The sequence below is a fragment of the Coraliomargarita parva genome (assembly GCF_027257905.1).
Classification (GTDB): Bacteria; Verrucomicrobiota; Verrucomicrobiia; order Opitutales; family Coraliomargaritaceae; genus Coraliomargarita_A; species Coraliomargarita_A parva.
On sequence record NZ_JAPZEI010000001.1, the window covers coordinates 337,246 to 357,270 of the forward strand.

14 protein-coding genes and 1 tRNA gene are annotated in these 20,025 nt (G+C 55.8%); 6 read left to right on the forward strand and 9 right to left on the reverse strand.

Going from position 1 to position 20,025, the window contains the following annotated elements; translation table 11 throughout:
* Nucleotide 1: 1 nt before the first annotated feature.
* Both O2597_RS01350 and O2597_RS01355 read right to left on the reverse strand, forming a co-directional pair.
* Complete coding sequence (locus O2597_RS01350) at nt 2-679, reverse strand: DUF6901 family protein (protein WP_269522374.1); 678 nt, start codon at nt 677-679, stop codon at nt 2-4.
* Nucleotides 680-896: 217 nt separating this feature from the next.
* Complete coding sequence (locus O2597_RS01355) at nt 897-1,820, reverse strand: AraC family transcriptional regulator (protein ID WP_269522375.1); 924 nt, start codon at nt 1,818-1,820, stop codon at nt 897-899.
* Nucleotides 1,821-2,058: 238 nt separating this feature from the next.
* On the opposite strand from O2597_RS01355, the gene fucU reads away from it, so the two are divergent.
* A complete protein-coding gene (gene fucU, locus O2597_RS01360) occupies nt 2,059-2,493 on the forward strand; it encodes an L-fucose mutarotase (RefSeq protein WP_269522376.1) in 435 nt (144 codons plus the stop codon).
* A gap of 179 nt (nt 2,494-2,672) precedes the next feature.
* A complete protein-coding gene (locus tag O2597_RS01365; protein WP_269522377.1) occupies nt 2,673-4,298 on the forward strand; it encodes a hypothetical protein in 1,626 nt (541 codons plus the stop codon).
* A 733-nt stretch (nt 4,299-5,031) separates the two neighbouring features.
* Here O2597_RS01365 and O2597_RS01370 read toward each other — a convergent pair.
* A complete protein-coding gene (locus O2597_RS01370) occupies nt 5,032-6,246 on the reverse strand; it encodes a nucleoside monophosphate kinase (RefSeq protein WP_269522378.1) in 1,215 nt (404 codons plus the stop codon).
* 110 nt (nt 6,247-6,356) lie between these two features.
* A complete protein-coding gene (gene lpxK / locus O2597_RS01375) occupies nt 6,357-7,601 on the reverse strand; it encodes a tetraacyldisaccharide 4'-kinase (RefSeq protein ID WP_269522379.1) in 1,245 nt (414 codons plus the stop codon).
* Between the two features lie 187 nt (nt 7,602-7,788).
* Here lpxK and O2597_RS01380 point away from each other — a divergent pair, with 187 nt between their 5' ends.
* From O2597_RS01380 to O2597_RS01395, 4 genes are all read left to right on the forward strand, one after another.
* Nucleotides 7,789-10,338 (forward strand): DNA topoisomerase 3, encoded by a 2,550-nt coding sequence (locus O2597_RS01380; RefSeq protein ID WP_269522380.1) that lies wholly within the window; start codon nt 7,789-7,791, stop codon nt 10,336-10,338.
* A gap of 66 nt (nt 10,339-10,404) precedes the next feature.
* Nucleotides 10,405-11,550, forward strand: coding sequence for a phosphoserine transaminase (locus O2597_RS01385; protein WP_269522381.1), 1,146 nt, complete (start codon nt 10,405-10,407; stop codon nt 11,548-11,550).
* Nucleotides 11,551-12,170: 620 nt separating this feature from the next.
* Nucleotides 12,171-12,247, forward strand: a tRNA-Met gene (locus O2597_RS01390).
* Nucleotides 12,248-12,616: 369 nt separating this feature from the next.
* Nucleotides 12,617-12,805, forward strand: a complete 189-nt coding sequence (locus O2597_RS01395) for a hypothetical protein (protein ID WP_269522382.1) — start codon at nt 12,617-12,619, stop codon at nt 12,803-12,805.
* A 232-nt stretch (nt 12,806-13,037) separates the two neighbouring features.
* Here the strand turns inward: O2597_RS01395 and O2597_RS18685 are convergent, their stop codons facing one another.
* The 5 genes from O2597_RS18685 to O2597_RS01415 all read right to left on the reverse strand — a co-directional run bounded on the left by O2597_RS18685 (nt 13,038) and on the right by O2597_RS01415 (nt 19,967).
* A complete protein-coding gene (locus O2597_RS18685; RefSeq protein ID WP_425603710.1) occupies nt 13,038-13,271 on the reverse strand; it encodes a helix-turn-helix domain-containing protein in 234 nt (77 codons plus the stop codon).
* 194 nt (nt 13,272-13,465) lie between these two features.
* A complete protein-coding gene (locus O2597_RS01400) occupies nt 13,466-15,769 on the reverse strand; it encodes a sodium:solute symporter family protein (protein WP_269522383.1) in 2,304 nt (767 codons plus the stop codon).
* Between the two features lie 21 nt (nt 15,770-15,790).
* The gene (locus tag O2597_RS01405; RefSeq protein WP_269522384.1) at nt 15,791-17,209 is read right to left on the reverse strand and encodes an arylsulfatase; all 1,419 of its coding nucleotides are present in this window, start codon (nt 17,207-17,209) and stop codon (nt 15,791-15,793) included.
* A gap of 212 nt (nt 17,210-17,421) precedes the next feature.
* The gene (locus O2597_RS01410; protein ID WP_269522385.1) at nt 17,422-18,198 is read right to left on the reverse strand and encodes a PEP-CTERM sorting domain-containing protein; all 777 of its coding nucleotides are present in this window, start codon (nt 18,196-18,198) and stop codon (nt 17,422-17,424) included.
* 101 nt (nt 18,199-18,299) lie between these two features.
* Nucleotides 18,300-19,967, reverse strand: a complete 1,668-nt coding sequence (locus O2597_RS01415) for a sulfatase family protein (RefSeq protein WP_269522386.1) — start codon at nt 19,965-19,967, stop codon at nt 18,300-18,302.
* Between the last annotated feature and the right edge of the window lie 58 nt (nt 19,968-20,025).

Genomic DNA, 20,025 nt, shown 5'->3' on the forward strand with positions numbered 1-20,025 from the left:
ACTACATCGCGTTCGTCAGGTACTTCTCGTGCTTCTGCAACTGCTGGTCGAGTGAAGAAGCCACCACGACGGAGGTGGCGAAAAACATGATCACGGCATTCGACACCGCGTCGCTTTGAATCGACCCCTCGATCCGCTTGGAGAAATCGCGGTTCAGCCCTTCCAGTTCGGTGTAGAGTTCTTTCAGTTCCTTGAGTTCCCAGTCCGGTTCCTCGCCACGCAACTGCTTGAAATACTGCTGCATGAGATAGCTCCCGACCGTCCGGTGCAAGGTTTCCCGGGTGGAACAAAAGGGGATATGAAAATTCGCCATCGCGCCCAGACGCTCCAGTACGGGACAGGCACTGGTCGCCATGAGAATCCCGAGAAGCGAGTTCAAGCCGACCTGCAGGTCACACTCCTGATAGTAGTTGCGTTGTGCCGTTTCGACCGTGACTTTGACACGTTCCGTCGACTGGTTGCTCGCAAAGGCTTCCAGCACGGCACTGATACGGGTGGCCACCGGGCAACGATCTTCCTTGCAGGCCTTGACCGGACAGCAGCTGCATTGGCGATACGACATGCGCGTCCATTCCGGATAGTCCGGCCCCACCCGGTTCTGGTGAGGCTTGGTATCCGTGTCGAAGACCACCTTCCGGTCCTCAAATTGGAATGTGTAGCGCACCACTTCGTCGTTCATGCTTCTATTGAAGTCCGGCAGCGGCAAACTCGTCCAGAAATGATTAAATCAAGGCTCGCGATTCTCTTTTTTTTTACGAAAAGAAACCAATTTCTATACATTTAAATCCCCCCCATGTTCTACGTAAATCTAAACCCATTAATATTGGGTTATTCGCTTAAACCATAAATAGGCTTTAAACCCTATACACGTCGTCCTACGGCATCTGATATGCGAATTAGCCGCGCTTGTAGGCCTGCACCCGCGCACGTTCTTCTTCGATGCTGCGCCACGGGATCGAGCTCGCATCGGCTTTCAGGTCATAGAGCTCGGGGAAGCAGCGCCGGTACTCCGTAGGCGACAGGCCGACCATACGCCGGAAGACATTGGCAAAATACTGGCTCGAGCTGAAGCCACACTGGAAAGCGATCTCCGTCACCGAGATCCCGTCCTCCCGCAGCATGTCACGCGCAAGATCGATCCGTAGCCGCTGCAGGTACACCATCGGGGCACAGGCCGTGAGCTTTTGCACGACGTTCGAGAAGCGCGTGCGCCGCACCCCGCAGGCGGCGGCCATTTTCTCAAGCGTCCACTCCTCGCCGCATTCGGTCTTCAGGCTTTCGAGGAAACGGCTGATGCGCCGCTCGCCGGTCGACGCATGACCGGACTCTTCGGGTTCGCTCTCGATGATGCGGGCGAGCTCGACGAGGATCGCCGCCAACAAGTTGCGCCCGTTGTGCCGACGCAGCAGGTCGTCGCTCTCAAATTCCTGCACCATCCACGGAAATAGTTTCTGGATCCGCGGGCTGGCAGGCCAGGCATGCCGCGGGGCGCCACTGAAGCAACGGCTCAAGCGTGCCTGCACGGCCTTGGAAAAACCAAGTGACTGTGGAAAGTTCAAGGGCTGTTTCGGCTGCCGGTAGTCCCCCCCCAACTTGAACAACAAATGCCAAGCGTCATTCTCCGGTTGCTGCAACACGGGACTGCCATGCAACTGCCAGGGAAGTGTGAAGAAGATCTCCCCCTGTTGCACCACCTCGATCCGTCCGTCGACGACCCACTCCATGCGTCCCCGTGAGATGTAGGTCAACTCCATCCCCCGGTTCTTATGCAGTCCGAGATCGTCGATCCTCAGGTGACCACTGGTAATGACTTCACGCATACGTATTCAAACTGACTCCCCGTAGCGAAGACGCGACAGCGGCTTCGTTCGATCCCCCCCAAGCTAGCATCCCGTAGAGAAGACGCGACAGCGGCTTCTTACGAACGACAACTTATGGTCTGAAAGTATCGAAACACGCGAAGAACATAGCGAGCTAAATGTGTAATATTTACCACTGTACCTGATTACACGACATTTCAAAAACCTTCTGCTATGATGCGACTTTTACCTCATACATATGCTTAACGGTATCTCCCCCATCCTCAGCCCAGAGCTTTTAAACGCCCTCTACCGCATGGGCCACGGCGATGAAATCCTGCTCGCCGACGCCCACTTTCCCGGCGACACCTTCGGCCAACGCGTCATACGGGCCGACGGCCTGCGCATCCCGGAACTCTTGGAAGCGATCCTCCCGCTCTTCCCGCTCGACACTTTTGTCGAGGCACCGCTCACCATGATGGCGGCCGTCCACGGCGACTGCCTCGACCCCAAAGTCGAAAAGGACTACCGCCTCGCCATCGCCAAAGCCGGCGCCGATGCGGAAACCAAGATCGAGCGTATCGAACGCTTCGCCTACTACGAGCGCGTGAAAAGCAGCTACGCCGTCGTCATGACCGGCGAGATGGCCAAATACGGCAACCTAATCCTCAAGAAGGGTCTCGCCCACATCTAAGCCCAACACTCCTACTCTGACTCTTAATCTTAATCTTACTCTTACTCTTAATCTTACTCTTAATCCCAATCCATATACCCGGTCGTACGACTGAAGCAGTGCAACGACGACCACACATCAATCTCACAGTTCATCCCGGCGTATCAACGGGAAGGCGGATCACTCCAAACAAAAACCTTATGCCAAAAACGAAAACCGTACTCCTCGTCGCCAACGGCGACCTTCGTCTATCTGCCAACCAGAGTTGCTGGGCTGAGCAGGATAAGATGGAAAAAGAACTCGCTGCCGTTGTGAAAACCCTGGGTGCCACGGTCAAGCGCGCCCACAAATACAAGCCGGACCTGAAGCACGGCTTTATTGCCAGCCAGCGCGAAGGCATGGATGTCTTTGCCAAAATCGACCGCAAGGCCCCGATCATCGTGGCCGAAGCCGTCTGGCAATACTCCCACCATTTGCTCCACGGCCTCATCTCCCACGAAGGTCCCATCCTCACCGTTGCAAACTGGAGCGGCACCTGGCCGGGCCTCGTCGGCATGCTTAACTTGAACGGCTCCCTGACTAAGGCCGGCGTCAAGTACTCCACCCTCTGGAGTGAAAACTTCAGCGAGGACAAGGCTTTCCAAAAGAACCTGCAAACCTGGCTCGAAACCGGCGAAGTCAAACACGCCACCAGCCACGTCAAAAAGTACACCGGCAAGCAAACCACCGCCCGCCTGAAGAAGATCGCCGACAAGCTCGCCGCCGATCTGGACAAGAAGAAGGCCATCATGGGCGTGTTCGACGAATTCTGCATGGGCATGTATAACGCAGCCATCCCGGACGAACTCCTGTTTCAAACCGGCGTCTTCAAGGAGCAACTCAGCCAGAGCGCCCTCTTCGCCGAAATGCAGACCGTGACCAAGAAGGAAGCGGAGGAAGTCTTCCAGTTCATCGAAAAGAAGGGCTTCAACTTCCACTTCGGCCGCAACGGCAAGACCGACCTGACCAAGGCGCAAGTGATCGAGCAGTGCAAGATGTACATCGCCGCCTGCCGTATCGGTGACACCTTCGGCTGCGATGCCCTCGGCATTCAATATCAACAGGGCCTCAAGGACCTCTGCCCGGCTTCCGACCTGGTCGAAGGCATGCTCAACAGCTCCGACCGTCCTCCGGTCAAGAATGCCGCCGGCAAGATCATTAAGAAGGGCGAGGCCTACCCGCACTTCAACGAGGTCGACGAATGCTGCGGCCTGGATGCGCTCATGACCAACCGCGTGCACAAGGCGCTCAAGCAGCCGGTCGAAACCACCCTTCACGACCTGCGCTGGGGCGATTGGGACCAGTCCGGCACGACCGACGAATACGTCTGGGTCTTCCTCATCTCGGGTTCCGCTCCGGTCGAGCACCACATCGGCGGCTGGAAGGGAAGCCACGGTTACCGTCAGCCCGCCATGTACTTCCCCAAGGGCGGCAGCACCCTTCAAGGTGTGGCCAAGCCCGGTGAAATCGTCTGGAGCCGCATCTTCATCGAAGACGGCAAGCTCAAGATGGACCTCGGCCGCGCCAAGGTCATCACCCTGCCGGAAGAAGAAACCCAGCGCCGCCTCGACGAGACCACCCCGCAGTGGCCCATCATGCACGCCGTCACCTACGGCGTCAGCCGCGACCAGATGATGGCCCGTCACAAGGCCAACCACATCAACGTGGCCTACGCCGATAGCGCCGCCCAAGCCGACAACTGCATGTACGCGAAAGCGGAACTCGCCAAGAAACTCGGCATGGAGGTTTACCTCTGCGGCACCGACGCCACGGGCAAGAAGCTCTAGAGACTTTCCATTCGTCTACGCTGTTAACGCCGGATACTGCCAGTCAGTATCCGGCGTTTTTGGGTGCGGGATACGCGTCAATACCCGGGAATGGCACTACTTTAAGGACAAATTGAAGGGTTCCTATTGCAACAAAGCGTCGCTCGTAGTGGCTGCTTTAGCTGCCATATTCAGCATCCTAAGCCACCTCGGCTCGATGGCGACTGAAGTCGCCACTACGATAAGAAGCTTAAAGTAGTGCCATTCTCAATACCCGGCGCGCAGATGGACCGCCCCTCATCCGGCTCACGCCGTATGCGACAGGTCTATTCCGTACCATCGTACGGTCACGTCGATGACCTGACGTCTGACTCAGGAGTCACCACGGCACGACGGCGTGTGGGACACACGCCGCTACCCATAACAACGACGCCTCGCTGGCCCGGCGCAGCGACTCGCGGAGAAGGCTGACATGAGCGGGTGGGAGAGCTGGAACGCCCTGGCTCCGTTCATTTAAGGTTCATCGTGAATAGCACGGACTAAAGGCAATGATCCGTAGTGGCGACTTCAGTCGCCAGCAAGTCGACGCACCTGCAGGACGTAATATGGCAGCTAAAGCAGCCACTACCGCCCCAAGCCTCGATCGGCCCAAATATTCAATTCCCCTCATAAGTCCGTGCTATTCGCGATGATCCTCATTTAAACCACTTTTAGAACGCAGTTTACCTCTCTAGTAAACTTTGGCGACACGACCCTAACGCCCGCGACGAATTTCCGAGCCCTTGAAATGGACCCGGATGCGGTAGATCTTCTTGATCCGCGTCTTGATCTTGAAGGTCTTGGGATCGATCGATTCGGGCACCTCCTCGCGGTTAACGTCGACAATCGCGTGGTAGCCGCGCTCCGAGAAGACATCGATCAACATGGCCAGCGCTTCCGCATCCTCCAGTACGGGACTCTCCGAATTGATGACCGCGGTCCCGGAAATGGAGTGGCGCTCCACAATGGGCATGAGGTCCTTGCGGATCAACTCGACCACCTGGGAGAAGCGTTGCCGATCACGGCGGACATACGAATCCAGACGGTCCACCAGGTCCTGACGGGCATGCTGCGACAGCGAGCTGGCCACCGGGATGACCGAAATCTGGTCGTAGGTCGCCTCATCCAGCTCCAGCGACCCCTGGTAACGCAGTTCCTCGTCGATACGCTGACGGACGACCTCAACCGGGCCATGGGCGTTGATAAAATGGTAGAAGAAAATTTCGCGCAGGTCCTTCAGGGCACCGTAGGTCTTCTCCTTGAAGGTGCGGTAGCGGTTCAGCGCGGCTTCCGGATCCAGGTCGGTCGGACGCACATCGATGAGCTCCCCCACACCGGACTCCTTGACTTCCTCGTTGTGGTCCAGCGCCTGTTGGCCCCGATGGACCTGACGCTTCACGCTCTCCTTTTCGTCGACAAAAAGCACCACGATGTGGAAATGAGGCTTCTTGAAAGATTCGGAAAAGAGCGTGTTCACGTAGTTATTCCGCAACTCGACAAGCTTGGAGTAGAGCAGCTTCACACACTCCACCTGCACCTTCGTTCGGGGAAAGCCGTCGACCACGGCACCGGTCTTGTAGATCGGGTCCAGCAGGGTGCGGAGCATGATCTCGATCACCTCGCGGTCCCCCACCAACATGCCGGCGTCCTTCAGCTTTTGTGCCTCCGGGCTGCTGAGCAGCGAGCTCACGACGATCGGTGGCGCCGTCAGGTCCCGGTATTTCATAATGAAGCCGGTATTGGTTCCCTTACCGGCGCCGGGCGCACCATTCAGCCAGAAGATCTCTTTCGGGAAACGCAGGTTCTCCTGTCCGAGTTCCTCCTCCAGCTTACTCCAGACGGAGTTGAAGATAATTTGAGCGTCTTTGACTTCGAGATCCTGCAATTTGGTCGGATCTTCGTGCGCGGTAGCATCCTTTTGAGCGGTCATGGTATTCTAGTGGCGTAGTGTCTTCCGAAGGGAAAGCTTCAAGTCGAAGGCAGCAAGGCAAATAATTGCGTAATACATCGCGGCACGGGCGATCCTAGCCGGATCGTCGTTCAAGTTCCGGAGTGAAAAGGCGGCTGGGCAATCTTACTTACATCATTGCGTGGCAAGCAGATACGTTCGGCGGCCCCCTCAAAGTCCTCCTCCCCTGAAAGGATATCAATTTCCAGGCGGAGGAAATAGACCGGAATCTCCGACTCGATATCATCGTACAAGCGGACCGCATCTTTTTCGGTGGTCACGATCATCTCGAGGCCGGCGTGGGCGGCTTCCTTGTACACCCGTTGCACCTCCCAGCGCGTGAAGCGGTGGTGGTCGAGGAAGCGCTGGTTGAACCGGATCTCCGCCCCGAAATCCCGCAGCATGTTTTCAAAGCTTTCCGGCGAGGCGATCCCGCTGAACGCGGCGACGTGAGCGCCCTTCAGGGCCTCCAGGGGCAGGCGCTCCCCGGTTCCCACGCGCTGCAGGAACTGCGGCTTGTGTGCGCACTCGATGATTTCAGCCTCCGCATTGTGCTCGCGGATCAGTTCCAGCAGGGCCTCGTCACGCGTCCCGTCCGACTTGGTCAGAAAGATATAACTCGCCCGGTTCAAGTGCTTGATCGGTTCGCGCAGGATCCCGCGGGGCAGAAGGTGCTGGTTCCCGAACGGATTCGTCTTGTCGACCAGGAGCAGGTTGAGCCTCCCCTTCAGCGGCAGGTACTGGAAGCCGTCGTCCAAAATGAGCGTGTCGCAGCCGAAGCGGCGGATCGCATAGGAGCCGGCCTTCACCCGGTTCTTGTCGCACAGGACCACCACGCCCGGCAGGTTGCACGCCAGCATGTACGGCTCGTCCCCGGCCACCTCGGAGTCGAGCAGCACCTCATTGCCGTCGCTCACGATCTTCGGCGGGGCCTCTTCTCCGTGGGTCAGCTTGCGCCAGAGCTTTTTCGGCAGCGGCTCCTTCTTACTTTTGTAGCCACGGCTCAAAATCGCCACCTTGCGCCCGCGCTCGTGCAGCGTACGGGCGAATTTTTCCACCACCGGCGTCTTCCCGGTCCCCCCTACGGTCAGATTTCCGACCACCACAACCAGACAGCCGAGCGGCTTGTTGCGCATGATCCGGTGCTCGTAGAGGTACCAGCGCAGCTGCACGATTCCGCTGAACAGGATGGACATCCCGTAGAGGAAAGTCGCCATGACTTCAGCCCCGCGCCCGTGACGGCGATCATAGATCACGTCAGCGGTAAACTGGGCGAAAGCATTCGCTTTTCGGACCAGCCTTTCTTTATAAATACGCAGTAAAGCTCGGATTCGCACAACTAGGGATCAAAGGTAAAGGGAATCTCAAAAGCAAGAAAGAGGGTTGACGCCAGATTTATTCCTCTCTTTTTCCGAAATCACGCCGTCCGGCGCAAATTCGCCGGCCGCCCTTTCTATTCACATTTTCGCAAGCTCCGGATTCCCCGGGCCAGCCGACGCGGCAGCAGCGTCCCTATCAGTCTATATGAAATATTTGATCATCGCCGAAAAACCCTCCGTGGCCACTGACCTCTCCCGCGCGCTCGCCAAGACGCTGGGCAAATTCAGCAAGGTCGGCAAATCCCGCGATGCCCAATATTTCGAGAATGAGAATGCGGCCATCACCTCGGCGGTCGGCCACCTGGTCGAGCTGAAGATGCCGACCGGCCCGAACGGCAAGAACCTGCCCTGGAACTTCAAGGTCCTCCCCGCCATCCCCAATCATTTCGAGCTGCAACCCATCGAAAAGACCCACGGCCGGCTCAAGCACGTGCTCAGCCTGGCCAAAAAGAAGGAGTTCGATGTCATCGTGAATGCCTGTGACGCCGGTCGCGAGGGTGAGCTGATCTTCCAATATATAATGGAGATCGGCCAGGTCGACAAGCCGGTGAAGCGCCTCTGGATGCAGTCCATGACTACCGGAGCGATTCAGGAAGCCTGGGAGCAACTCCGCACCGGCGAAGACATGCAGAACCTCGCCGCCGCGGCCAAGTGCCGCTCGGAGTCCGACTGGCTGGTCGGCCTGAACTCCACCCGCGCCCTCACCTGCTTCCGTTCGCGTCACGGCGGATTCAACATCACTTCGGCCGGCCGCGTCCAAACCCCCACCCTCGCCATCCTGGCCAAGCGCGAGCGCGAGATCAAAGCCTTCACCCCGGAAGACTACTGGGAGGTGCATGCCGACTTTGCGGTCGAAAAGGGCAACTATCCCGGCCGCTGGATCGATCCCCATTTCAAGAAGGACGAAACCCAGCCGCACGGACGCGCGGAGCGCATCTGGGAAAAGGAGCTGGCCGACGCGATCCGGACCCGCTGCGAAGGCAAGCCGGGCATCGTCAGCGAGGAAAAGAAGCCCAGCAAGCAAATCGCCCCGCAGCTCTACGACCTCACCACCCTGCAGCGTGAGGCCCCCTTTACCGCCCAGAACACACTCGCCATCGCACAGGCCCTCTACGAGCGCCATAAGATGGTCACCTACCCGCGGACCGATGCCCGCTACCTGCCCGAGGACTACCTCGCCAAGGTCAAGGAAACCACCCGCGAGCTGGCCAACTCCGGCCACCCGGTCGCCAAATGGGCGGCGGAATCCCTCGAAAAAGGCCACATCCAGTTCAGCAAACGCGTCTTCAACAACGCCAAGGTCTCCGATCACTTTGCCATCATCCCGACCGGTCGTGTGGTCAAGCTGACCGATGCCGAGGCCAAGCTCTACGACATGATCGTCAAGCGCTTCATCGCGGTCTTCTTCCCGCAGGCCGAGTTCGAAGTCACCAAGCGCCTGACCACCATCCACTCCGAGGGCTCCAGCGACGTCTTCCTCACCAACGGCAAGACCCTCGTCAACCCGGGCTGGCTCGCCGTCTATGGCCGTGTCGCCGGGGTCGCCTCCAACAGCGACGAACTGGTCGCGGTCAACGATGGCGAGGAAGCTGATACCGTCGAGGTGAAGGTCGAGGACAAGACCACCAATCCGCCGGCCCGCTTTACCGAGTCCACCCTGCTCTCCGCCATGGAAGGCGCCGGCAAGCTGGTCGACGACGACGAGCTGCGCGAGGCCATGTCCGAGCGCGGACTGGGCACACCGGCCACCCGCGCCGCCATCATCGAAGGCCTGCTGCGCCAGAAGTACATCGCCCGCGAAGGCCGCGAACTCAATGTCACCGGCAAGGGCCTGCGCCTGATCGAGCTCTGCGAGGAGATGCAGATCGAGCCGCTCACCTCTCCCTCCATGACCGGCGACTGGGAAGCCAAGCTCAACAAGATGGAGCACGGCCAGTTCCAGCGCGGCGACTTCATGAAGGAGATCATTTCCTTCACCGAGGAGGTCGTCGACAAGGCCAAGAAGCACATGGAGGTCGCGGTCAACCGCGTCTTCCCCGACCTGGAGTGCCCCTGCCCGGCCTGCGGCGCCCCGCGCCTCAAGCAGACCGACGCCACCTACGAGTGCCGCGAAATGGAATGCGACTTCCGCATCTCCAAGCACGTGGCCGGCCGCAAGCTCACCGAGGAGGAAGCCAAGGAACTCTTTACCACCAAGAAGCTGCCCGAAATGGACGGCTTCCGCAGCCGCTTCAACAAGCCCTTCAGTGCCGCGCTCGAGCTGGCACAGACCGAAACCAAGACCGGCAAGAAGGGCAAGTGGAAGACCAATTTCGTCTTCGACGAGGACGAACCGGACTCCACCGAGGACCTGAGCGAGGACCAGCTGCTCAAGCCGATCACGCTGAAAACCGGCAAGGAAGCCAAGCTCTACGCGACCGACAAGGCCTACCACGTGCCGCAACTCAAGACCGACGACGCCCCCGAAGGCTTCCGCCTGGGCAAAACCATCCTGCAAAAGGAGCTCAAGCCCGCCGAGGTCGAGAAGCTTTTCACCGAGGGCAAGACCCCTCTCATCGACGGCTTCATCTCCAAGCGCACCAAGCGCCCCTTCAAGGCCTTCCTCACTCTCGACTTCGAGAGCGGCAAGGTCGGCTTCGAGTTTGCCCCCCGCCCCGCCAAGAAGGCGGCGAAAAAGGACTCCGCTGAAAGTTGATTGTTGTTTGTTGGACGAATTTCACCACAACGGACAACTTTCAACGATCAACAGTTAACGATCAAAATGAAACCGACAACCAAGCCCAACCGCCCATATTTCTCTTCAGGCCCGTGCTCGAAGCGTCCTGGCTGGACCTTCGACGCGATCTCAGACGCAATGGTGGGCCGATCCCACCGTGCCAAGGAAGCCAAGGCCCGCATCCAGGACGTCATCGACCGCTCCGCCGGCATCCTCGGGCTCCCCGAAGGCTATGTCTGCGGCATCGTGCCGGCCTCCGATACCGGCGCCGTCGAAATGGCACTCTGGTCCCTCCTCGGCGCCCGCGGCGTCGAAATGTGCGCATGGGAGTCTTTCGGTTCCGGCTGGGTCACCGATGTGATCAAGCAACTTAAGCTGGAGAATGTCACCCGCCACGAGGCCGACTACGGCAAGCTGCCCGATTTCTCCAAAGTCAATTTCGACAACGACGTCGTCTTCACCTACAACGGCACCACTTCCGGGGTCAAGGTTCCCAACACCGACTGGATCCCCGCCGACCGTGCCGGCCTGACCATCTGCGATGCGACTTCCGCCGTCTTCGCCATGGATATGGACTTCAGCAAGCTCGACGTCGTCACCTGGTCCTGGCAGAAGGTCATGGGGGGCGAAGCCGCCCACGGCATGATCGTGCTCAGCCCGCGCGCCATCGAGCGCCTCGAGAGCTACACCCCCGCCTGGCCTATGCCGAAGATCTTCCGCATGACCAAGGGCGGCAAGCTCATCAAGGGCATCTTTGAAGGCGCCACCATCAACACCGTGTCCATGCTCTGCGTGGAAGACGCCCTCGACGGCCTCAAGTGGGCCGAGGAAATCGGCGGCCTGCCCGCACTCGTCGCCCGCTCCGACGCCAACCTCAAGGTCGTGGCCGACTGGGTCGAGCAGACCGACTGGATCGATTTCCTCGCCGAAGAGCCCGCCACACGCTCCAATACCTCCATCTGCCTCAAGATCACCGCAGACTGGTACCAGGCCCTGCCTGAGGACGAGCAAGCCGCCAAGGCCAAGCAAATCGTCAAGCTCCTCGAAGCCGAGGACGTGGCCTACGACTTCGGCAGCTACCGCGACGCCCCCGCCGGCATCCGCATCTGGGGCGGCGCCACCGTCGACGCCGAAGACACCGCCGCACTCCTGCCCTGGCTCGAGTGGGCCTTCGAGCAAATCAAAGGCTAAAGCGTCAAACAGCTCCTCTTTCCAGGCCAGCCGCAGCAACGCGGCTGGCCTTTTTTGTGCCCCGATAACCGGTTGAACGATTCACCCAGCAGAATTACAGGTAGCGGATCTTAGAGAGATGAGCTGGAAAGAACGCATTGCCCCTGCGTTGAGTGGAACAGCACCCCAGCACGCCCCATCATCCAGCTCACGCTGGATGCTACATTATCGTTCCCCTAGCATCGACGGTCACGTCGATGACCCAACACCTGCTTACCAAGCCCCACCCCAAAAAAATCCCCACATATAAAACTCCTCCCCCCTGGCTCGGCGTAGTCTTAGACGAAGACGGGTGCAGGCAGGGGAGGTGGATCCGCGGAGCGGAGACGGAGGGGTCCACTATCAAGCCTTCCCATAGAAGCACTCGAGCTCACGGATAAGCGATACGCGAGTCTGACCCGATGGAATCCGTCCACATCAACAAGCCCTTACCCGGTAAGTGACGATGATCCTAAAAAAAGCCCCCACCAAAACTTTTTTTCATTTTCCCCTTTACAGGCACCCAAACGAAGGCCTTATTGACCGGCTTTTACTTGTTCGGCGCAGTTCTCACCAACAGCGCCCCCAACAGTCCAATTTATTGCAGGGTGGAGCAGCCCGGTAGCTCGTCAGGCTCATAACCTGAAGGTCCTAGGTTCAAATCCTAGCCCTGCACCCATTTAAGCCTCTTCTGAGATTTCAGGAGAGGCTTTTTTGTGCCCGCGAAGTCGCATAAACAGTAGCTTCAGCACGATTCTGCCACTTCAGGGGAAAAATTGTCCTCGGTTGGGAAAAGCTGTATTCGAGTTTCAAATGCTCAACGATTGCTCAACACCTACACCCCCGGGACACCCTCACAGCACCCCCGAAGGAACAAGGAGATCGGTCTCAGATGGATAGACACTTTTTCGGCTCCCTAAAGCACCCGGGGTTGGCGCAGGAGTCCCAAATCGCTAAAGTATGCGAAGATTTTTTTGAGCCCTCCTCCCCGGGATTGAAGGACGCTTGCCGATTGACGAGGTGCGGGGGCTTATGGCATCTTTATTCAATGGCAGCTATAAGCAGTTCTTCAAAAAAGCCGAGCGGGCAATCACCGACAATCCAGAAGAATCTCGGCGACTTGTCACACTTGCCCGCGAGCGAGCGGGGCAAGCTAAGGGCTCAGGCCAACGAAGAGAACACCGGGGCCTATTTGGAGCGCGTAGCCAAGGAGCGGGGAATCAAGGTTATCTCCTAGCGCCCGAGAAAAGACAGCTGGCCCCCTTCAGTAAGGAGTCCCATTGACCAAAAATTTGTAGGATATTTTTTCGATTTCGCTGTTTGAGCTTAGTCGGAGCTTCTGAGGCTTCTATCTTAGACCAAGATGCCCGCAATTAGCCTATTTGCCTGCGAGCAATGCGGGGCGGAGTTACCTTCCGGGCGTATTTCCTAGGCGGCAAACAATAAGCCTCACCACACGGCATCTCAATTCAAGGTAGCTCTGGTTCGTTTTCCAGAGTTTTCGACAATAGCTCTTCGGGTGACACGCCGAGCCCTTTAGCCAGCACTAACATAAAATGGAGCGACGGCTGAGTTAGCCCCCGTTCAAGTTTTGAGATGGAAGTGACATCACAACGACAGGCAGCCGCAAGTTTGGCCTGAGACAGGCCCTCCCTGTTCCTCACCAACTTAAGCGCTGTTCCGAATGCCTCTTCCGTTCTCAGGCCGCTACTCTACTCGATTGTTGACCAACCGCATTATAGGAACATATTCCTACTTCGTTGTTTTGCCAAAGTTGTCCGAACACTTTGCTCAGTAGAAGAGCCAAGGAGCACGCCCGCCCAAGTCTATCCAGCAGCTGCCTAATAAGCCAATCTTACAGGACTCTGGTAAAGCAATATGCACAGTGCTATTGCCACTATTCTTCGTCTTTTGAGACAGGCACTCCTTTGGCTTCAAAGGCGGCTTTGTCTGCCAGTGAAACGTGCCCTTCAACCATACCATTATCCAATGGGTCATCGATCCGTGCCGTAAGATCCCGAAAGAGTTTACGGATATCAATAATTCCACCGATGAAGAACCATACCGTTGAAATGATTCCTAGAACAGCAGTCACACATAAACTCGTGACCAGAAAATAATGACTCCACCACTGTTTCGGCCATGGCGAGATCAAGTTCCAAAGCAACACTCCGCAAAAGCACAGCCCGAATTTATAGATGAGCGCGTAACCAAAGACCGACCAAGCTATAATGCGGTCGCCAAGTGTATATTCCGGCGTGATGCCGATCAGCTTTTTGAATGCGTTTCCAATCGTCCACTTCAAGGGCTCTTTATACTCGTGAGCGACGTCATAAACGCCTCGGTGCAGCAGCCTATCCAGATTGAAGGGCCTGCGCTGTGTCAGTGCCGAACCGATAACATAAGCTGCAATTCCACTCACCATCGCCATAAAGTAGAGCTCGTAAGAATTAATCGGAAATTTCACAGCATTCATCTGCCACACAATGTATGGATTGAACGGGCTGGAAACATTCTCCAGTAAATGCCCGATCGCTTCGACCCACCCTCGCGCATCCAGCCAGGGATAAACCGTTTCAGCCCAATTCCGCTGCAGAAGCAGGCCGACAAGCGAAAGGCCAGAGCCAAAGATCAGCGAACCAAACGCGCCAACGGAATTCCCAAACCGGCTGTAGAGTCCGAAGATCATGATTGGCCCCGCACCACCTAGCCATAAACCGGTCATGATGACCGTAAACATCATGATATAATCCAGCTGAACGAAGAAGATGGAAACGAAAAAGAAAAAGAGGCAAACCCCAACGGAAGACAGACGTAATACCCGCAAGTGTTGCTTCGGAGTGAACGTTTTTTTTCGAAACGGCAGGATAATATCCTGAATAATAGTCGACGAAGCGTTGAATACCCGTGAGTCGTCAGTCGAGATCAACAACATGATCATCAAAAGACAAAACAATCCCATCAATCCCACCGGTAAAATATTTTTCAAGGCGACCGGAAGCATCATCTGATGGTAGAGCGTGCGGAACTTTTGAAACTCCAAATTGCCTTGTGGGGTGCCTGCCAAAGTAGAACGCGCAGTCTCAATATAAGGTGTATCGATGTTCTCCTCACGCGAAAGTGGAGTATCCTCTCCAATCCGATGCTTCTGGACGGGGATCTGAGACAGGTTCGCGTTCAGTTGCTCTCTTAATCGCGGATCCACCACCGCCTCCTCCGCGACTTTTGCTGTCAGTTCCAGTCTAATGTCGTGGGTCTGATCCGCAAATTTTTGATGCGTCATCAGCGCGATCATCATCACCGCAATCAGCAGAAGCATTAATTGCGCATAAAGCGCACGCCAAGTGCCCAGAATACCTGCCATCTTTTGTTCATGAGGCGTGCGGCCACAGTTGGTCGTGTCGTTGCCAATCCAACTCGCACGGTTGAGAACGTTCCCCAGAATCGTCACTACGAGTGCAAAAATATTAAAATCTCGGAGCTTCTCGATATCGAAGGGATTAATAAAACTTTCCCCTTGCACGCGGTCCATCATCACAGGACCAATGGTGTCGTTCCACCCGAAATGCAGGAAGATATATCCGGCAACAATGACGAAGATCGGGTAACTCATTAGCCCCTGAAACGCATCTGAAATGAGCAGGGAAATACGCCCACCCGGCCAAATCACAAGCATGCACAAGCATAAAGACAGTGCCACGATCAGCCCGAATGTTGGCATGTTGATTCCGAAAAGCGACAACTGATGGGGCAATCCGATATAGTAGATAAAAAAGTTTGCCGCCACCGCCGGTCCGATTGCATTCGTCACCATTTCGGAAAATGTGCGCAACCCCGCAGCGACAATACGCAAGGGCCGGTTATAACGCATCTCAAGAAATTGACCGATGGACAGCGAACGTGTCTCCCGAAAACGATACACACAGTATCCAGTCAATCCCATGGCGACCCATACCGGAACCATCATATATTCCCAAAATGTCAGTGCGTAACCGACCTGGTATTTTGCCTCAACCAAGGCCACCAGAGTAATAACGCTGAGCCCTGATGTCAGGTCCCCGGCCGATAGCACATAACGTCCTGCAACCCGTCCGGCCGCCAAAAAGTCAACCACCCCACGAACATACCGGCGACTGTAAACGGCCAAGCCCAAGACCACCGATACGGGAACGAACACAATAATCCAATCGATCCAGTGCATAATTAGAGCCTTGATCGACGATTAATGTGACTCTTCAGACTCGGTTGCGGGCGGCTTTACCGCATTCACCTCACAAGCGGCCTGCACATTGTATAGTGGAACATTGTCTTTTGCCCAATAGGGATTTGGCACATGTGCTTGCTTTAAGGCTTTATCGATCTGATCGACCACATCGGGATGAGTCGATGCCACATCGGCTTGCTCGCTTACGTCTGCAGTTAGATCATACAGTTCAATATTCGTGCCCTCACGCCGATCCGCCACGATGCCTTTCCACTTTCCTATGCGTATTGCCTGATTTGGAGAACCTTCATACAACTCCCAATACAGATATGCATGCTCTTTTTGATCCTGTTCGTCTCCCAGGAGAGTCGGCAAGATCGAGATGCCGTCTGTCTCGCCCTGGATGGGTTCGCCGGTTAATTCAGACAAGGTCGGCAATAGGTCCCAAAAAGCAGAGAGGTGATCGCTCACACTGCCAGCACGCACGTGCCCCGGCCAATACGCGATAGTCGGCGAGCGAACGCCACCCTCATACATATCACGCTTTTTGCCACGCAACTCACCGGAGTTATGAAAAAAATCCAGTGAGCCATGCTGGCCGTGTGCCCCATTATCACTGCTGAAAATGATCAGAGTCTTCTCCGCAAGACCCAGCGTTTCCAAACGTCGTTTGATCACACCGATATCACGGTCCATGCGCGAAGTCATTGCCGCATGGATTTTCATCTTTGATGGCCAATCCATCTCTTCATACTGGGCAAGATCAGGAACTTGATAGGCCAAGTGCGGGATGGTGTAGGCGAGGTAAAGGAAGAACGGATGCGCTCCATTTTCATCAATAAACTGCAACGCTTCCAACGTAAAGAGGTCGTGGCTATAGTCGTTCTCTTTGCCGTTACCATTGTCCAAGATAACTTTCTCGGAATTCCGCCAAAGGTATTCTGGATAGTAGTTATGCGCGAGACGCTGATCCGTGTAGCCGAAGAAATAGTCGAATCCCTGTTTATTTGGGTTCCCGCTATCCCAAACCGAGCCCAGCCCCCACTTTCCGATAACCGCAGTCTTGTAGCCCGCACGCTGCATCAGTCGACCAACAGTTTCCGTGCCTTCCAGCAGTGGCGTCTGCCCATCCGGATAAGTTGGGCTATTGGAACGGATATACGCATGCCCGGGATGCTTCCCCGTCATCAGACTACAACGCGACGGCGCACAGACGGAATTGCCACAATAGTGATTGGTAAAACGCATCCCTTGCGAAGCCATCGTGTCCAGTTCCGGGGTCTGGATCTTCTCCTGCCCATTGTAGCCGACTTCAGCGTAACCGAGATCATCCGCCAGAATATAAATCACATTCGGCGGCGTCTCAGCACGACAGGTTAACGCAGCGAAAAGCGAGACAACAATAAACCCCGCCCTAATACTAAATCGATTTTCCATACTATTATTTGAGATCAGACGACACTGCTTCAATCCAAGATTGGCCCGATCCAACAACTCGCCCCACGAAAGCAGTCTAAAATTCACAAAAAGCCAAAGTGCCAGAGCACACAATCCCATGTGGTCGGCCACCGACAGCCTACCTAACACACGCTCCCACGCCCCCTAATCAACAAAATCAAGGAGCCGGTCGGAAAAGATCGCCACGGCAATTAGCGCCGTTTGCGGCGATACACAACCAATCCCAAAGCTCCCAATCCGAGCAGAGAACCAGCCAGAGCTGGCTCCGGGACGGCGACAGTATAGTTGAAGCTGATACTATCGATACCGAAGCCGGTGCTTGTGCTATCACCTCCTTCAAGCTTGTCGCGGGCATACACGGTCAACTCCCAAGTGTCGCTCCCCTGCCCGCCAACATTTGCGATCGTAAGCCCCGTCAGTCCCGTCATTACCACGATGCCAGTGTCGCCAGCATAATTGAAAAGGCCTGAATCCGAACCATCAGAAGTAAAATCAAATGCAGTTGTGCCATCAGAGAAAGTTAGACTCTCATTCAATCCCCACGACAAAAGCTGGAAGCCCTCCAGCGACAATGAAGTTAAAGTCGCGCCAGATACCGTCAGCGAAAATTTCAAGGCCTCATCATCCGACGTATCCACACCATTTGTAGTCGTCTCTAAAACCGTTGCCCCACTATCAAGCCCTCCGTTATCCAGACCATTACGGACTCCTAAACGATCCCCGACACCTCCATTTAGAGCTGTAATGTTTGACGGCGAGGGCTGTGTGCCAACGCTTTCAATTGCCAGAGTAAAAGTCACGCCATCCTGTGTAAGGACTGCAGTTTCAGATGTGGAAGTATTTTGATTCACGCCACTATCCTGCCACGCGGAAAAGGTAACGGTCGAAGCCTCAGTCGGAGTCAGAATGAAAGTCAGGTTCGACGCAAGAAGCAGGCCGGAGTATTTTAACAGTTTGCAAGTATTCATTGGAAGTTGTGCTCGGAGATTATATTTAGGGTGAATTGAAATAGCATCTTAACATACGTAGATGAATATTGTTAGCCATCTTCCGACTGGATTGTTGCCTTTTACTGACTCCCGGCAACGCTCGGTTGAGCGTCCATTTCAGCAACCGTCAAGCTAGTGATTTGCAGCTCAAACCGAGCTTCCTGGCTCTCAAAATAGCCAACTCGAACCGCCCGAACCCTCAGCGTATAAGTTCCTTCTTCGAGCTTGAGCGGCTTTGTATAGAGTTGCCAGCGAGCAGACTCGCCGGACCCTAAAGTGTAAGCAAGCGAAGCCCCCTGCGAGGCGCAATACAGCATCAGTCGATTGGGAGCGGAACAGGACACCACCTCCCGATCCGGAACAACGACTCCACCAATATTATTTCTGCCAATGATGAAGGCTTTAGGCTGAGCTGTCGTCGGTCGCACTCCATCCGGATACCATTGACGCACCATTTCGGCTTCATCGATTTCGCCCAGATCGCCGACACGCTCCAACCAGTGGTCCATCTGGTTTCCAAGGCGCTTCAAATCTTCTGCGTATTTTTCATCAGCTGCAAGGTTGTTGATTTCATGCGGGTCCAGTCGAGTGTCATAGAGTTCCTCGACCGGGCGTTGCGGTTGAAACATCAGCGACTGCGCAGTGTCCAACTTGTCATCGAGATACAGATCGATCATCTCGCGAACGATCGGATGCTTATTCAAATACGGCACCCATTGGAAATAGGGAATATCCGGATAATAATTCCGGATATACTTGAAGCGTTCGTCACGAACCGCGCGGACCCGGTCATACGACTCGTCGATACGGTCCCGGCTGGCATACACATAGTCCCGGGGCTTTTCCGCATCAGGCCCGGCAAAGACCTGCCCCTGCAAATGCTTCGGACACTCGATCCCCGCCAATGAAAGCATGGTGGGAGCCAAGTCGATCGTGCTCACGAGCTGCGGACTGACCACTCCCCGAGGGAGATCCGGACCACGTGCGATCAATGGCACTCGAATGCCGGCATCATACAACCAGCGCTTACCGCGCGGCAAGGGGCCATGATCACTCCAATGGAAAATGTAGGTATTTTCCGTTAAACCATCATCCTCCAGCTGTTGCAACAGCTCTCCAAACTCTTGATCACTGCGCTCGATATTCGAATACATCCGTGACAGCGATTTTCGCACTTCCATCGTATCCGCCAGGTATGGAGGCACCACAATCGAATCAAGATCGAACTCTTCATCGGAAGTCTTCCCCTCCCACATGCCACTCTCATGTGTGCGACCGGGATTGAATACCGCAAAAAACGGCTGATCCAAATCCGGTCGATTGCGCCAATGCGCAGACTCGCCCCAGTCGTCCCAAGCCGTCAGCGGCGTCTCGAACTGGTAGTCCGTCTTTTCATTATTCGAGCAAAAATAACCGGCCGCCCGGAAATATTCGCTAAAGCATTTCACATGCGGAGGAACCACCGGTGAATACGGGGTGGGCAATTCCGGAACAGTGGGACTTTGATGCGTCGTCCGCATATGCTGGGTCCCGATGGAAATCGGATACATGCCCGTGATAATCGCAGAGCGTGCCGGCGCACAAACGCCAGCCGTCGCAAAGCAGTTCGTCCAGAGGCAGCCCCCGGACGCAAAGCGATCCAGATTCGGCGTGCGCGCCACGCTATCCCCATAGCAGCCGTAATAGGGATAAGTATCTTCAAAAGAGATCCAGAGGATATTGGGACGACGCCCGTTGTTCGTTTTCATAAAATCGCGGTTCGGCTGAGGGATACAGGGCAAGTCGAGAATCAATCCCGACCTGCCG

What these genes read in the sequence shown, in the direction of transcription:
- O2597_RS01395 (WP_269522382.1), top strand. Translation starts at nt 12,617, where the DNA reads ATGGCAGCTATAAGCAGTTCTTCAAAAAAGCCGAGCGGGCAATCACCG.
- O2597_RS01405 (WP_269522384.1), bottom strand. Translation starts at nt 17,209, where the DNA reads ATGGAAAATCGATTTAGTATTAGGGCGGGGTTTATTGTTGTCTCGCTT.
- O2597_RS01415 (WP_269522386.1), bottom strand. Translation starts at nt 19,967, where the DNA reads ATGAAAACGAACAACGGGCGTCGTCCCAATATCCTCTGGATCTCTTTT.
- fucU (WP_269522376.1), top strand. Translation starts at nt 2,059, where the DNA reads ATGCTTAACGGTATCTCCCCCATCCTCAGCCCAGAGCTTTTAAACGCC.
- O2597_RS01350 (WP_269522374.1), bottom strand. Translation starts at nt 679, where the DNA reads ATGAACGACGAAGTGGTGCGCTACACATTCCAATTTGAGGACCGGAAG.
- O2597_RS01410 (WP_269522385.1), bottom strand. Translation starts at nt 18,198, where the DNA reads ATGAATACTTGCAAACTGTTAAAATACTCCGGCCTGCTTCTTGCGTCG.
- O2597_RS01355 (WP_269522375.1), bottom strand. Translation starts at nt 1,820, where the DNA reads ATGCGTGAAGTCATTACCAGTGGTCACCTGAGGATCGACGATCTCGGA.
- O2597_RS01370 (WP_269522378.1), bottom strand. Translation starts at nt 6,246, where the DNA reads ATGACCGCTCAAAAGGATGCTACCGCGCACGAAGATCCGACCAAATTG.
- O2597_RS01365 (WP_269522377.1), top strand. Translation starts at nt 2,673, where the DNA reads ATGCCAAAAACGAAAACCGTACTCCTCGTCGCCAACGGCGACCTTCGT.
- O2597_RS01380 (WP_269522380.1), top strand. Translation starts at nt 7,789, where the DNA reads ATGAAATATTTGATCATCGCCGAAAAACCCTCCGTGGCCACTGACCTC.
- O2597_RS01385 (WP_269522381.1), top strand. Translation starts at nt 10,405, where the DNA reads ATGAAACCGACAACCAAGCCCAACCGCCCATATTTCTCTTCAGGCCCG.
- O2597_RS01400 (WP_269522383.1), bottom strand. Translation starts at nt 15,769, where the DNA reads ATGCACTGGATCGATTGGATTATTGTGTTCGTTCCCGTATCGGTGGTC.